General features: G+C 67.2%; 10 protein-coding genes, 3 tRNA genes and 3 pseudogenes. 13 read left to right on the top strand and 3 right to left on the bottom strand.

What is annotated here, in order from left to right:
* From VTU_RS0103210 to VTU_RS30550, 7 genes and pseudogenes are all read left to right on the top strand, one after another.
* Positions 1-363, top strand: a pseudogene (locus VTU_RS0103210) (glutamate--tRNA ligase); the annotation flags it as partial.
* A gap of 76 nt (positions 364-439) precedes the next feature.
* Positions 440-515: transfer RNA gene (locus VTU_RS0103205), tRNA-Ala, on the top strand.
* Positions 516-545: 30 nt separating this feature from the next.
* Positions 546-621 (top strand) — tRNA-Glu (locus VTU_RS0103200).
* 51 nt (positions 622-672) lie between these two features.
* Positions 673-749: transfer RNA gene (locus tag VTU_RS0103195), tRNA-Asp, on the top strand.
* Between the two features lie 320 nt (positions 750-1,069).
* Complete coding sequence (locus VTU_RS25490) at positions 1,070-1,402, top strand: helix-turn-helix domain-containing protein (RefSeq protein ID WP_010100692.1); 333 nt, start codon at positions 1,070-1,072, stop codon at positions 1,400-1,402.
* Positions 1,399-2,658 (top strand): type II toxin-antitoxin system HipA family toxin, encoded by a 1,260-nt coding sequence (locus VTU_RS0103185; protein WP_010100691.1) that lies wholly within the window; start codon positions 1,399-1,401, stop codon positions 2,656-2,658. The genes VTU_RS25490 and VTU_RS0103185 overlap by 4 nt, the downstream gene beginning before the upstream one ends.
* A gap of 191 nt (positions 2,659-2,849) precedes the next feature.
* Entirely contained in the window at positions 2,850-3,308 is a 459-nt protein-coding gene (locus VTU_RS30550) for a RidA family protein (protein WP_050809431.1), read from the top strand.
* 252 nt (positions 3,309-3,560) lie between these two features.
* Here the strand turns inward: VTU_RS30550 and VTU_RS25485 are convergent.
* The 3 genes and pseudogenes from VTU_RS25485 to VTU_RS25480 form a co-directional block, all read right to left on the bottom strand.
* Positions 3,561-5,201 (bottom strand): annotated as a pseudogene (locus VTU_RS25485) (methyl-accepting chemotaxis protein); the annotation flags it as partial.
* A 191-nt stretch (positions 5,202-5,392) separates the two neighbouring features.
* Positions 5,393-7,750: a DNA topoisomerase IV subunit A gene (gene parC, locus VTU_RS0103175; RefSeq protein WP_010100689.1), complete on the bottom strand. Its 2,358-nt coding sequence runs from the start codon at positions 7,748-7,750 to the stop codon at positions 5,393-5,395.
* 197 nt (positions 7,751-7,947) lie between these two features.
* Positions 7,948-8,921: pseudogene (locus VTU_RS25480) on the bottom strand (NADPH:quinone oxidoreductase family protein).
* Positions 8,922-9,076: 155 nt separating this feature from the next.
* Here VTU_RS25480 and surE point away from each other — a divergent pair.
* From surE to VTU_RS25475, 6 genes are all read left to right on the top strand, one after another.
* A complete protein-coding gene (surE, locus tag VTU_RS0103165; RefSeq protein WP_010100687.1) occupies positions 9,077-9,868 on the top strand; it encodes a 5'/3'-nucleotidase SurE in 792 nt (263 codons plus the stop codon).
* Positions 9,868-10,608, top strand: coding sequence for a protein-L-isoaspartate(D-aspartate) O-methyltransferase (locus VTU_RS0103160; RefSeq protein ID WP_010100686.1), 741 nt, complete (start codon positions 9,868-9,870; stop codon positions 10,606-10,608). The genes surE and VTU_RS0103160 overlap by 1 nt, the downstream gene beginning before the upstream one ends.
* A 15-nt stretch (positions 10,609-10,623) precedes the next feature.
* A complete protein-coding gene (locus tag VTU_RS0103155) occupies positions 10,624-11,523 on the top strand; it encodes a peptidoglycan DD-metalloendopeptidase family protein (RefSeq protein WP_029554059.1) in 900 nt (299 codons plus the stop codon).
* On the top strand, positions 11,480-12,586 hold the full coding sequence (locus tag VTU_RS0103150) for an RluA family pseudouridine synthase (protein ID WP_010100682.1): 1,107 nt from the start codon (positions 11,480-11,482) through the stop codon (positions 12,584-12,586). The genes VTU_RS0103155 and VTU_RS0103150 overlap by 44 nt, the downstream gene beginning before the upstream one ends.
* A gap of 134 nt (positions 12,587-12,720) precedes the next feature.
* Positions 12,721-13,386, top strand: a complete 666-nt coding sequence (scpB, locus tag VTU_RS0103145) for an SMC-Scp complex subunit ScpB (protein ID WP_010100680.1) — start codon at positions 12,721-12,723, stop codon at positions 13,384-13,386.
* A partial coding sequence (locus VTU_RS25475; RefSeq protein WP_010100676.1) for a pseudouridine synthase occupies positions 13,383-14,619 on the top strand: 1,237 nt, incomplete at its 3' end. The genes scpB and VTU_RS25475, both read left to right, overlap by 4 nt.

The raw sequence follows: 14,619 nt of genomic DNA, 5'->3' as shown, positions 1-14,619 counted from the left end.
CGACTCCCCCGGATCTGCGCCCTGTTCAAGGACCGCTGCGACACGACGCTGGCCCTCGCCAACTGGGCCCATGTGTTCTATGGCGAAGTCGCGCCGGCGCAGGCAGAGCGTGCCCAGCACGTCACCGAGGACATCGCTCCCGCGCTCGACGCCCTGGCCGACGCGCTGACCGCATGCGCCTGGGACCGGCAATCCATTGGCGCCGCATTCAAGCAGGTGCTTGCCGCCCAGGATCTGAAGATGCCCCGGTTGGCGATGCCCGCGCGGGTACTGACCGTGGGTACGGCGCATACGCCATCGGTCGACGCCGTGCTGGAACTCGTCGGGCGCGAAAAAGTTGTGGCACGCTTGCGAAACCGCTGAAAATCCATCTACAATACGCGGCTCTGATGATGACAGGTGCAGACGCGCTTGAAGTCATCGGATTTTTCATTGGTTGGGGGGTATAGCTCAGTTGGGAGAGCGCTTGCATGGCATGCAAGAGGTCATCGGTTCGATCCCGGTTACCTCCACCAGGGTTTGTCAATAGTTCGTTCCAAGGTTTTGACCCTATCGTCTAGAGGCCTAGGACATCACCCTTTCACGGTGAGTACCGGGGTTCGAATCCCCGTAGGGTCACCAAGTTGTAGCGCTTGGCTTGTGTCGCGGGATGCAAGCGAAAGCTGCCTGCCAGGAGTGGTAGTTCAGTTGGTTAGAATACCGGCCTGTCACGCCGGGGGTCGCGGGTTCGAGTCCCGTCCACTCCGCCATACGACTTCTTCCAAGTCGTTGATTTGAAAGACAAAACAGCCACGTTCGGGTGGCTGTTTTGCGTTGCGCACCCGGGTCCACCCGGGAACAGCCGCAGCGCAAGCCCACCACCATCGTCTGATACGGGAGCGCCCTGAGGTGCTCGATATCCCCGTTCCCCCGCCACGAGGTCGCGGAGTACCGAACCGGGCATGCGCAGTCCTTGCACACCCCGCTGGCGAGCCCGTCAATACGCTATATCGACTAATTCTGTCCAGAAAATCCATACTTGTGTATAGAATGAAGGGAATTAACCGCGATCCCGTATCACCGACCCCGCATGAAGCCGCCAGTGCGCATCCGCAATCCAGAAACGCTTGCCTTGCTGGGCCAGCAGCTGCGCCGTGCCCGCGAGGTGGCGGGGCTGTCCCAGGGCCGGGTGAAAAACATGCGCCAGGGCACCGTTTCGAAGATCGAGAACGGCCTTGATGTCACGCTGGACACCCTCCTCACCTACGCGGCATCGCTGGGCCTCGAAGTGGCGTTCCTTCCTCTCGGGCAAGCCGCGCTGCTCCAGCCGAGACCGTCTTTCGGCAATCTGATCTCGGCTGCCCCGCAATCGACGCCGTCAGATCTGTTGACCGAATTCGACCATCTGAGGGACCCGCAATGAGCACCGTGCAGTCCCTGGAAGTGCGCCTGGGTGATCTGCGGGTCGGCTACCTGACGCACTACCCGGACGAGAAGACGGTCTTTGTCGTCAGCGACGACTTCCTGGACCTTGGCTCCTCGCGTCCCATCCTCACGCTGTCCATGGCCCGCCCAGGTGACGAGGCGCAGACACGGACGCTGCTGCGCGATGAGCGACACAAGTCTGCGTCGATCAAGGCGCCGCCCTTCTTCTCGAACCTGCTGCCCGAAGGTGGCCTGCGCAGCCGCATCGCCCGGCGGCTCAAGGTCCATGAGGACCGTGAGTTCCTCCTGCTGGCCGCGCTCGGGTACGACCTTCCCGGCGCCGTGGTGCTGGTGCCCGCAGACACGCCCGACCATCTGCGCCTGAAACGCGGCCTGCCGCTCTCATCGGCGGCCGAAGAACTGGCCGAGTTGAAGTTCTCGCTCGGCGGCATGCAGATGAAGTTTTCCATGCTGCGCCAGGGCAAGCGCTACACGCTCAACACCGGCGGCAGCCTGGGCAACTACATCGTGAAGCCGCCGTTCGGGGATTTCGAGGCTTTGCCACAGGTCGAGGCAGCGACGATGGAAACCGCGCGTGCCGTCGGCATCGACGTGCCGGAGGTGGCGCTGCTGTCGCCGCAGCAGATCGACGGCCTGCCCGACATGTCCGGCTACCGGCAAGGCGAACCGTTCTACGCGATCTGGCGCTTCGACCGACCCGAAGGCGGTCGCAGGCACGTCGAGGACTTTGCCCAGGTCTTCAACCTGCGCCCCACGCAGAAGTACGGCCGGGTCAACTACGACATGATCGCGCTCACGCTGCTGCGCTATGCGGGCGGTCTGCCAGACCTCAAGGAGATGACGCGTCGGCTGGTGCTCAACGTCCTGCTGGGCAACGGAGACGCCCACATCAAGAACTGGTCGCTCCTCTACGACGATCCGAAGCGGCCACGCTTGGCCCCGGCCTACGACCTGGTGTCAACGGTGGCCTACACCACCCACGACACGTCCATTGCCCTCAACATGGCGGGCGTCAAACGCTTCGACATGATCGGTCTGGACACCTTTGCCGCGCTGTTCACCCGCATCGGATTGCATGACCAGGTATGCGAAGACCTGTTGGACGAAGTCCGCAGCACGGCCCGCCGTGTGCTGGACGCATGGCAAGCCCACTTTGCCGCGGCCGGCGTGCCCGTGCACCTGACACGCAAGGTCGAAGCGCACATCCTGGCCAGCAAACTGCATCAGGCATGAGCGAACGCAGCCTGCACGAGAGGAGAACGGCATGCCTTGCGGGGGGCCGTGAGTCCCAACCCCGAATGCGAGCAGGGTGGGCAGCAGCCAAGGCTGCGGCCAGCTATGCAACACTTGCCTGGACGCGGCGCTGGCGCATGCCGTCGGCACCCCGTCACTTCCCAATGACCCACTTCCTGTAGAGGACGACCATGAACGTGTATGACAAGCTGAAAGAACTCGACATCACCCTGCCGCCCGTGTCGGCGCCCGTGGGAGCGTACGTGCCGTATGTGCAGACGGGAAATCTGGTGTTCCTGACCGGACATATCGCGCGCAAGGACGGCAAACCCTGGGTTGCGCAGTTTGGCCGCGACATCGGCACGGAAGAAGGCCGGAGCGCAGCGCGCGCCGTGGCCATCGACCTGATGGCGACGCTGCAAGCGGCCTGCGGCGGTGATCTGAACCGCGTCAAGCGCATCGTCAAGCTCATGAGCCTGGTGAATTCCACGGGCGACTTCACGGAGCAGCACCTCGTGACCAACGGCGCCAGCGAATTGTTCGGTCAGGTGTTTGGCGCCCAGGGCGTGCATGCGCGCAGCGCCTTTGGCGTCGCGCAGATTCCCTTGGGCGCCTGCGTGGAAATCGAGATGATCGCTGAACTGGTCTGAGATCCGGCCAGAGGAGAGGGTGGGCATCGAACGAGGCGGTTTGGTGCACGCAGGCAAGCGGCACGCTGGTCGTGGCCAGTGTGTAGTAGCCCGCGACGCGCAATCAGAACGACTCCCACTCCTCTTCCGAGCCCTGCTTGACCGTTGCCGGTTTGCCGCTGCCGGCCTTTCCCGACAGGGCTGGCGCGCGGGCCACCTTCGTCCCCGGGGGGCCGCAGTGGCGGTGCCCAGGCGCCGCGGTGCCGCTTTGGGCGCCAGGCCCGGTGCGGGCTTGGCGGGCCGGGGCGGCGATTGCATGGCGGAGGTCACGCGCGCCGCATCGATGGCGGCTTGCGCAGGGCCATAGCTTGCGGCGTTTACCTTGAACATCGACACCTCGCGCGCGAGGTGGTCCGCCTGCTCGCGCAGACTCTGCGCGGCGGCGGCGCTTTGTTCCACCAGCGCCGCATTCTGCTGTGTCATCTGGTCGAGGTTGCCGATGGCCTTGTTCACCTGCGACACGCCCGTGCTCTGCTCGGAGGAAGCGGCCGTGATTTCGCCGATCATGTCGGTCACGCGCTGCACCGACTGCACGATGTCGGTCATGGTGGTCCCCGCGTCCGATACCAGCCGGGAGCCGGTCTCGACCTTCTCCACCGAGGCACTGATGAGCTGCTTGATCTCTTTGGCCGCCTCGGCGCTGCGCTGCGCAAGGCTGCGCACTTCGGATGCCACCACGGCAAATCCGCGCCCCTGCTCGCCTGCGCGCGCGGCCTCGACGGCCGCGTTCAGCGCCAGGATATTCGTCTGGAACGCAATGCCGTCGATGACGCCGATGATGTCCGCAATCTTCTTGCTGCTGTGGTTGATGTCCTCCATCGTGGCCACCACCTGCGTGACCACCTCGCCGCCCTTGCGCGCCACGCCCGTGGCTCCGGCGGCCAGGCTGCTGGCCTGCTGCGCACTGCTTGCGCTTTGCTCGATGGTGCTGGTGAATTCCTCCATCGTGGCAGCCGTCTGTTGCAGGTCGCTCGAAGTCTGCTCCGTGCGCTGCGACAGGTCCTGATTGCCGGTGGCGATCTCGGCGCTGGCGAGCGCAATGCTGTCGGTGCTCAGTCGCACCTGGTGCACCATGCGGCCCAGGGCGTTGCTCATGGCGTAGAGCGAGCGCAGCAGGTCGCCGAACTCGTCGGCGCGCGTCACGGATTCCTGCAGGCTCAGGTCGCCGCCCGCGATGCGTTCGACCAGCCCGTTGGCTTGCGCGAGCGGACGCTGGATGCTGCCGATCAGGTAGTAGGCACCGACAATGATGGTCAGCAGCAGCAAGACCACTGCGACGGTGGCGATCTTCAGGGTCAGCGTGCGCATGGCGGCCATCTCCTGCTGCCGGGTCTGCGCGTTTTTCTGTTGCTGCTGCACAAAGTCCCGCAGCGACTGCAGATAGATGTCGATGGAGGGGTTGTAGGACTGCTCAATCACGGTCTGCGCCTGCTCTGACCGGTCCTCGCTTTTGAGCTTGAGGGCCTGGTCACGCAGACCCACGGAGACCTTGCGCACTTCGGCGATCTTCGCCATCTGCGCTTTGTCGGCGTCGGTCAGCGCCATCGTCTGGAGCGACTTCTGCACCTCGGTGATCTGCGCCGAGGTGGCGACCATCGTCGCCTTGAATTGCGCTTCGAGCGCCGGGTCGGGGCTGGCGATCAGGATCCGGGTCCGTGCGACATTGACTTCGACCAGGCCGGACCAGCGCAACGCTGCCTGCACGCGGGCTGTCATGTCATTGGCCACGGCGTCGGCTTGGGCCTGCACCTGGACCAATCGATAGCCGGAAATACCCAGCACGGCGACCAGCAAGACCACGATCAGAAGCACCGCCAACCAGAGTTTGTGCGCCATCCGAAAGCGTGTGTGCATGGTGTGTCTCCTGCCAGAACGTGCCTGTGTGCAAATGGCGTGCATTCTTTCACGCCCGCACCCGGCCGACAACGCAGCAGCCGGGGCAATCCCGGCCTGGCGCAGGCGCCGGTCCGGGCTGCAAGGGCATGGCCCCCTTGGAGACGGCGTGTCCGGTGTGGCCTGCGGCAGCGCCCAAGTGTTACCCGTGTTTACTCCACGCGCGCCACGGCCGACGGCTTGAAGCCCAGGTCCGCCGCCTTTCCCTTGCGCCCGCGTACGGCGCGGGCGTTGTTCAGCGAGCGCAGTTCCAGCGTTTCGGTGCGCGGCTTGCCGCCCCGGCCCAGGCCGTCGATCCGGACGCTGCGCGCATACGCGGCGGCGCCCGCCAGGCTGTCCTTGGCGTCCAGGTCGATGAGCATCAGCCCGCGGCCGCCGTTGGCCATGGTCTTGAGTTCGCCGATCTCGAACGCCAGGATGCGCCCGCCCGTGGAGGCGCAGACCACGTGCGTGGCGGGCGGCAGGGGCTGGCTGCCGGTGCTGCCCGCAGCGTGCGAGGGCGCGCACAGCGTCTCGCCCTCGCCCAGCGTGAGAAAGGCTTTGCCGCCCTTTTGGCGCGACAGCAGGTTCTCCAGCGGCGCCAGAAAGCCGTAGCCGCCCGAGCCCGACAGCAGCAGCAGGGCATGCGCGGGGCCGGCAAAGTAGTGCAGCAACCGGGTTCCGGCCTCCAGATCGATGAGCGTGGTCACGGGCTGACCATCCCCGCGCGCGCCGGGCAGCAGCGCCACGGCGACCGAGTACACGCGGCCGTTGCTGCCAAAGGCCAGCAGGCTGTCCACCGTGCGGCATTCGAACGTGCCGTAGAGCCCGTCGCCGGCCTTGAAGACAAAGCTGGCGGCCTCGTGCCCATGGCCGCTGCGTGCGCGCACCCAGCCCTTTTGCGAGACCACCACGGTCACCGGTTCGTCCACCACCCGGACTTCGGCAATGGCCTTTTTTTCAGCCTGGATCAGGGTGCGGCGCGGGTCGGCAAAGGTCTTGGCGTCGGCCTCGATTTCCTTGATCATGCTGCGGCGCAGCGCGCCGGGGTTGTTCAGGATGTCTTCGAGCTTGCCCTGGCTTTCGCGCAGTTGCGTGAGCTCCTGCCCGATGCGGATGGCTTCGAGCCGCGCGAGCTGGCGCAGGCGGATTTCCAGGATGTCTTCGGCCTGGCGCTCGCTCAGATGAAAGCGCGCGATCAGCGCGGCCTTGGGCTCGTCGGCCTGGCGAATGATGGCGATCACCTCGTCGATGTGGAGCAGAACGGTCTGCCGCCCTTCGAGGATGTGGATGCGCTCGAGCACCTTGTCCAGGCGGTACTGCGAGCGGCGCGTGATGGTGCTCTGGCGAAAGGCGATCCATTCTTCGAGCATCAGGCGCAGCGACTTTTGCACCGGTCGGCCGTCGAGCCCCACCATGGTGAGGTTGATCGGCGCGGAGGTCTCCAGGCTGGTGTGCGCCAGCAGCGTGCCGAGCAGTTCCTGCTGCGGCGTTTTGCCCGTCTTGGGCTCGAACACCAGACGCACCGGGGCGTCCTTTCCCGACTCGTCGCGCACCAGGTCGAGAACGGCCAGCAGGCTTGCCTTGAGCTGGGTCTGTTCCTGGCTGAGTGCTTTCTTGCCGGTCTTGACCTTGGGGTTGGTGATGTCCTCGATTTCTTCGAGCACACGCTGCGTGCTCACGCCGGGCGGGAGTTCGCCCACGACCAACTGCCATTGGCCGCGCGCGAGTTCCTCGATCCGCCAGCGCGCCCGCACCTTGAGGCTGCCGCGGCCGCTGCGGTAGGCCTCGGCAATGTCTGCGGCGCTGCTGATGATCTGGCCGCCACCGGGGTAGTCCGGGCCGGGAATCAGCGCCAGCAGGTCTTCCTGCGCGAGCGCGGGCGTCTTGATCAAGGCGATGCAGGCGTCCGCGATTTCGCGCAGGTTGTGGCTCGGGATTTCCGTGGCCAGGCCCACGGCGATGCCGCTGGCGCCATTGAGCAGCACAAACGGCAGGCGCGCGGGCAGCTGGCGCGGCTCCTCGGTGCTGCCGTCGTAGTTGGGCATGAAGTCGACCGTGCCTTCGTCGATTTCGTCGAGCAGCAGGCCGGTGATGCGCGCCAGCCGCGCCTCGGTGTAGCGCATGGCGGCGGCGCCGTCGCCGTCGCGGCTGCCGAAGTTGCCCTGGCCGTCGATCAGCGGGTAGCGCTGCGCAAAGTCCTGCGCCATGCGCACCAGCGCGTCGTAGGCCGACTGGTCGCCGTGCGGGTGAAAGCGCCCCAGCACGTCGCCCACCACGCGGGCGCTTTTGACGGGTTTCGCCGCCGTGCTGCGCGTGGGGCCGCCGTAGCCCAGGTCCATGCGCTCCATGGCGTACAGGATGCGCCGCTGCACGGGCTTGAGGCCGTCGCAGACATCGGGCAAGGCGCGGCCCTTGACGACGGACAGCGCGTATTCGAGGTAGGCCCGCTGGGCATAGTCCGCCAGGCCCAGGCCATCGCCCCCGTCGTTGCCCGGGGGAGGGAAATCAAGAGTGGATTGCGCGCTCATTCGTTGGTTGTCGGTTGCATTCGGGTTGCGTTGCGGGGTCTGCGCCGCATGGCTGGGCGCGCAGGCCCGGCACGGTAGCACATGCTTTCATGGCGCTGCGCGCCACCCACGGCGCACGCAACGGGCGCTACCTGGTCAGGCTGCGGGTGTCGCCCTTCTGAGGGGGGAGTACCGCAGGCACTCGGGGGGTGTTTTCTTCAATTCACCATCACGAGCTTGCCCATCACCTCGCGCGAACCCATGCAGGCGTAGGCTGCGGGCAGTTGCGCCATGGGCATGCTGCGGTCGATCACGGGCCGGATCCGGCCCTGCGCGTACCACTGCACCAACTCGCCGAGCATGGCGGCGTTGGCCTGGGGTTCGCGCCTGGAGAACTCGCCCCAGAAAACGCCCACGATGGACGCGCCCTTGAGCAGGGCCAGGTTCAAGGGCAGGGACGGGATCGGGCCGGAGGCAAAGCCCACCACCAGGTAGCGGCCGCGCCAGGCGATGGAGCGGAAGGCGGGCTCGGTAAGCTCGCCGCCGACGGGGTCGTAGACCACGTCGGGGCCCTTGCCGTCGGTGAGCGCCCCGATGGCCTCGCGCAGGTTTTCCTTGCCGTAGTGGATGCTGGCGTCTGCGCCGATGGATCGGCACAGCGTGCATTTGGCCTCGCTGGAGGCCGCGGCGATGACGCGCGCGCCCATGGCCTTGGCGATCTGGATCGCAGCCGTTCCCACGCCGCCGGCGGCTCCCAGCACGAGCACGGTCTCGCCCGCCCTGAGCCGTGCGCGATCCACCAGCGCATGGTGCGAGGTGGCGTAGATCATGGTGAACGCGGCGGCGTCGGCATGCGGAAAATCGGCCGGCAAAGGCAGGCACAGGGCCGCACGGGCGATGGCGTGGGTGGCAAACCCACCGGTGCCCGTCAGGCAGGCCACGTTCTGTCCCACCCGCAGCTGCGTGACGCCGTCGCCCAGCGCCGCGACCCTGCCGGCGTATTCCGATCCCGGAACAAAAGGCAGGGGCGGTTTATCTGGTACTTGTTTTGCACGATCAGCAGGTCGGGGAAATTCAGACTCGCGGCCCGGATCTCGATCAGCACCTCGCCGGCCTTGGGCACGGGCGTGGGCAGTTCGGTCCAGGTCAGCGCTTCGACGCCTGTGGGTTCGGTGCAGAGCCAAGCGTGCATGGGGATATCTCCTGTTTTGTTCCCAAGGGAGGGGCCGCATGATAGGTGCGCTTCCCCGGCCTGCGATGTCCCCCGGGCGACGGGCTTGCCCGACGGGACGCAGCGTGCCGTCGGCATGCCGCACCTACAATCCGCTGCAATCCTTGCAGCAACCCATGAAAATCCTGATTTCCAACGACGACGGCTACCAGGCCCCCGGCATCGTGGCCCTGCACGCTGCGCTCAAGACCCTGGAGGGGGTGGCGGTGGATGTCGTCGCGCCCGAGCACAACAACAGCGCCAAGTCGAACGCGCTGACCCTGCATTCGCCGCTGTCCGTGCACCGGGCGCACAACGGTTTCCGGTATGTGAACGGCACGCCCGCGGACTGCGTGCACATCGCGCTCACGGGCCTGCTGGGCTACCGGCCCGATCTGGTGGTCTCGGGAATCAACAACGGCGCCAACATGGGCGACGACACCATTTATTCCGGCACCGTGGGCGCGGCCATGGAGGGCTACCTGTTCGGCGTCCCCGCGATCGCCTTCTCCCAGGTGGACAAGGGCTGGGTCGAAATCGACGCGGCGGCGGCCAAGGCGCGCGAGATCGTGGCGCAGATGCGCGTGCAGCATCTCGTGAACGAGACGACGCCGTGGCTGCTGAATGTGAACATCCCCAACATGCCGCTGGATGCGCTGGGCTCCATCAAACTCTGCCGCCTCGGGCGGCGCCACGCGGCAGAGCGCGTGATCGTGCAGGAAAACCCCCGCGGGGAGGCCATGTACTGGATCGGCGGGGCCGGGGCCGCGAAGGACGGCGCCGAAGGAACGGACTTCTACGCCACGGCGCAAGGCCATGTGTCGATCACGCCGCTGAAGGTCGATCTGACCGATCACGACGGGCTCGGTGACTGGGCGCGGACGGTGTCCCGGTTCGCGGCAGGGGCGACCACCGTCCCCGGGGCGTGATGCAGCGCCGACCCGGGTTTCCGGCCCGCCTCGCGGGACTGCCCGGACCGGGCGGCGCGCCGCGCGCACCGAGGCCCGTGGGGCCGGGGCTGGATTTCTCGGCGGTCAGGGCGCGCATGGTGCAAAAGCTCGCGGCCGGCGGCATCGCGTCCGCCGCAGTGTTGCGGGCGATGGGCACCGTGGAGCGCCATCGGTTCGTTGATGGCGCGCTCGCCACGCAGGCCTACGAAGACACCAGCCTGCCGATCGGGCTGGGGCAGACCATCTCCAAGCCGTATGCGGTCGCGCGCATGTGCGAATTGCTGCTCGGCGCCGAAGGGGCCCGCACGGGCGGGTTGGGGCGTGTGCTCGAAATCGGCACCGGCTGCGGCTACCAGGCCGCGGTGCTGAGTCTGCTGGCGCGCGAGGTGTACACGCTGGAGCGGCTGCATGGCCTGTACGACAAGGCGCGCGAGAATCTGCGGCCCTTTCGCCTCACGAATGTTCACCTGCTGTTTGGCGATGGCATGCTGGGCTACGCCAGGGGCGCGCCGTATGCGGCCATCATTGCCGCTGCGGGCGGCGACGCCGTGCCCCCATCCTGGTGCGAGCAACTCGCGGTGGGCGGGCGGCTGGTGGCCCCGATGGCCTTGACGGGAAGGCAGCAGATGCTGCTCGTCATCGACAAAACCGCGCAGGGGTTGAAACAAAGCGTTCTCGAGCCGGTCCATTTCGTCCTTCTAAAATCGGGGATCGCTTGAAACGGGAAATTGCTTATGTTCGTATCGCGTGCTCTCGCTCCGGGGCTCGCCGCGGCAGTCGCGGGTCTTGTGCTCTGTGGCTGTGGAACCCGGCTGACCCAGGCCCCGGTGGAAGATCGGGGCACTGCTTCGTCCTCGACACCGGCACCGCAACTGGCCGCCGCCAAGCCCTTGCCTGGCGCCGAAAACGCGGGCAAACCGGGCTACTACACGGTGAAACCGGGCGACACCCTGATCCGCATCGGTCTGGAGTCGGGCCAGGGCTGGAAGGACATCGCCCGCTGGAACGACTTGGAAAACGCCGATCGGATCGAGGTCGACCAGGTGCTGCGCGTCGTGCCGCCCCCAGCCGCTGCGTCCACGCCCGCACCCGCACCCGCATCTGCATCCGGCGTGGTGACACGGCCTGTTGCCGCGTCGAGCGTGGTGCCTGCGGCAGCCGCAAGCCCTCCCGCCCCCAAGCCTGCGGCCTCACCGGCTCCGGCTCCGGGAACGGTGGTGGCCGTGGCGCCCACCGTTCCCGCACCCGCTGCGTCTGCGGGCGAAAACGGCATGGCCTTCGCATGGCCCGCATCGGGAACGCTGATTGCCGGCTTTGACGAGGCGCGCAACAAGGGCTATGACATTGGCGGCAAGGCGGGCGATCCGGTGCTGGCCGCCGCCGACGGGCGGGTCGTCTACGCCGGCGCCGGCCTGCGGGGGTACGGCAACCTGATCGTCATCCAGCACAACGACGCGTTCCTGACGGCATACGCGCACAACCAGGCCATGCTGGTCAAGGACGAGCAGAGCGTGCGCAAGGGGCAGAAGATCGCCGAGATGGGCCGCACCGACGCCGACCGCGTGAAACTGCACTTTGAAATCCGCCGGCATGGCAAGCCCGTCGATCCGTCGCGCTACCTGCCTGCCCGGTGATCCCGGGGGGGCCTGCCCGGCCAGCGGGCAGGCCGACGCCGGGCTACCGGACGCGGAGGATGACGACCTGCCCGCCGACGAGCCGCAGGCGCCGGACGCCGTGGAAAGCGAGCTGCGCGCCATGGAACTGGGCGCGCAGCAGCACGGTGCGCGCCTGGATCGGGCGCTGGTGGACTTGGTTCCCGAGTTTTCCCGCAGCTATCTCCAGCAACTGCTGGCGCAGGGGCTGGTCCGCCTCAATGGCAGGCCGGTGTGCAAAGCCGCCACCCGCGTCGAGGCCGGGGACCGGGTGCTGCTGGAAATGCGGCCCACTGCGCACAGCCAGGCCTTCCGGCCGGAACCCATGGCCATCGACGTGCTGTATGAGGATGCGCAGCTCCTGGTCGTGAACAAACCGGCAGGTCTGGTGGTTCATCCCGCCCCCGGCAACTGGAGCGCAACCCTGCTCAATGGCCTGCTGGCGCGTGACGCAGGGGCGCTGCTGCTTCCCCGGGCGGGCATCGTGCACCGGCTCGACAAGGACACCAGCGGCCTGATGGTGGTGGCCCGGGACCGGGCCACGATGGACGCCCTGGTCGCTGCGATCGCGCAGCGCAGGGTCCAGCGCCAGTACCTGGCGTTGGCCCACGGCGCCTGGACGGGCCCCGGGAGCCGGAGCGTGGACGCGCCCATCGGACGCGATCCGCGCAACCGCCTGCGCATGGCGGTCGTCGACTTGGCGATCCATGCCGGAAAGAGCGCGCGCACCGATGCCCTGTGGCTCGATGGAACGGATCGGGGATGCTGGCTGCAATGCACCCTGCACACCGGGCGAACGCACCAGATACGCGTGCACATGGCCTTTCTGAAGCACCCCCTCGTCGGTGACAGCCTGTACGGCGGAGCGCCCCTGGGGCCGCTGCAACGCCAGGCGCTGCACGCCTGGCGGCTGGCCTTCGTGCATCCCGTGACGGGGCAGGCGCTGGAGTTCCGTGCACCGCTGCCCGAGGACATGCAGCAAGCTCTGGCCTCCTGGGGGCTAGGTTACAATGCCGCGCTGATGGCCGGAACGGCCCCCGCCTGAAGACGGAATCCCGCCGGGCTCCTGCGTCGTGCCAGCGCCCCTGCATGGCACGCCACCCACGCCACTGATTGCCCCTGCTGTCGATATGCCACCGCGCTGCAACGCGGTGGCCGCTTTCCAGGAATCGCTGAACCATGAACATGGTGGACGCCAAACGGGTCCTCGAAACTGCGTTGATCTGCGCGCAACAGCCCGTGCCCTTGCGCGCGCTGCGCGTGCTGTTCGACGACGCGCTGGGGGCCGATACGCTCAAGCTCTTGTTGCAGGAATTGCAGTTCGAATGGACTGCGCGCGGGGTGGAACTGGTTCAGGTGGCCACGGGGTGGCGTTTTCAGAGCCGCCCCGAAATGCGCATCTACCTGGACAGGCTGCATCCCGAAAAGCCCCCGCGCTATACGCGGGCGACGATGGAAACGCTGGCCATCATCGCTTACCGCCAGCCGGTCACGCGCGGCGATATCGAGGACATCCGGGGGGTCACGGTGAACAGCCTGACCGTCAAGCAATTGGAAGATCGGGGCTGGATCGAGGTCATCGGGCACAGGGAAACCGTGGGCCATCCCGCGCTGTTTGCGACGACGCGCCAGTTTCTGGACGACCTGGGATTGCAATCGCTGGACCAACTGCCGCTGCTCGACGACCTGCCGGGCGACGGGCACGGGTTGCAGACCCTGGTTGCCGCCGCATCGGCCGATGGCACGGGTTCCCGGACGGTGGACGACTTTTTTCTGAATGCGGAGACGCATCTCCGCGACGAGCATGTGGATGCCCCGGGAGGCGTCCAGGGAAAACCGCAATGAATGATTCGACCCCTGAAATTCCGCTGCTGCCGCCAGAGATCGACAGCGCGGCGCCGCCTGAGACCCGCATTGCCGTGCAGGACGCTGCGGCGCCTGATCGGGCCACCACGATGGACCCGCCCGCAGGGCATGGTGCTGCCGAAGAACCCCCTGCCGATGCGGGGTCCGGTCCGCGCGAGCACCGAGCCGACGCGCAAGCACCCCGGGACAGGAAGCCGCGACCCGAGGGTCCAAGGCGCGAGCCGCACCGGTCGGCTGCTCCTGCCGGCTACCAGTTTGAAGACGTGGTGTCGGGGCGCTTCGACGAAGACGACGCTGCGCCCAGCGTGCCGCCCGCCAAGCGGATCTTGCAGCCCCAGGTGGAAACGCCCAAGCTGCACAAGGTGCTGGCCCAGGCGGGGCTGGGCTCGCGGATCGAGATGGAGCAGCTCATTCTCGAAGGGCGCATCTCCGTGAACAATGAGCCGGCGCATATCGGACAGCGCATACAGTTCGGAGACCAGGTCAAGGTCAACGGCCAGCCCATCCGCTACCGCATCGATCCGCCCCCGGCGCGGGTGATCGCCTACCACAAGCCTGCCGGTGAGGTGGTGACGCACGACGACCCGCAGAACCGGCCGACGGTGTTTCGCAAGCTGCCGCGCCTGGTGCAGGGCAAGTGGCAATCCGTGGGGCGCCTGGACCTGAACACGGAGGGCTTGCTGCTATTTACCAGTTCCGGTGAATTGGCGAACCGGCTGATGCACCCGCGCTTCGGGCTGGAGCGCGAGTACGCGGTGCGCGTTCTCGGTGCGCTGAGCAACGAAGAAAAACAAAAACTCCTCGACGGCGTGCACCTGGACGACGGCGTCGCGTGCTTCGGTTCCATCGAGGAGGGCGGCGGGGAGGGCGCCAACTGCTGGTACCGCGTCACCCTTTCCGAAGGACGCAACCGGGAGGTGCGCCGCATGCTGGAATCGATGGGGCACGCCGTCAGCCGGTTGATCCGCATCCGCTACGGAGCCATGGTGCTGCCGCGCGGCCTCAGGCGCGGCGCCTGGCTGGAACTCGACGAGGGGGATATTCGTGCGCTCGCGCAGGCAGCGGGTGCCGGGCAGGCGGGCGCAGGCCCCGGGGCGGGCGCGCGCGCTGCCAACAAGCAGCGCAACCGGCCCCGCATGGGCGCTGCGCCGCTGCGCGACCGGCCGCAGGACGCGGCCGCCGGCGCCCCGCGGCCAGAAGCCGTGGCGCAAC

It is taken from the genome of Verminephrobacter aporrectodeae subsp. tuberculatae At4 (genome assembly GCF_000193225.1).
Classification (GTDB): domain Bacteria; phylum Pseudomonadota; class Gammaproteobacteria; order Burkholderiales; family Burkholderiaceae_C; genus Acidovorax; species Acidovorax aporrectodeae.
Note: the sequence above shows the minus strand (reverse complement) of the source record. Positions and strands in the feature narration are given on the sequence as shown.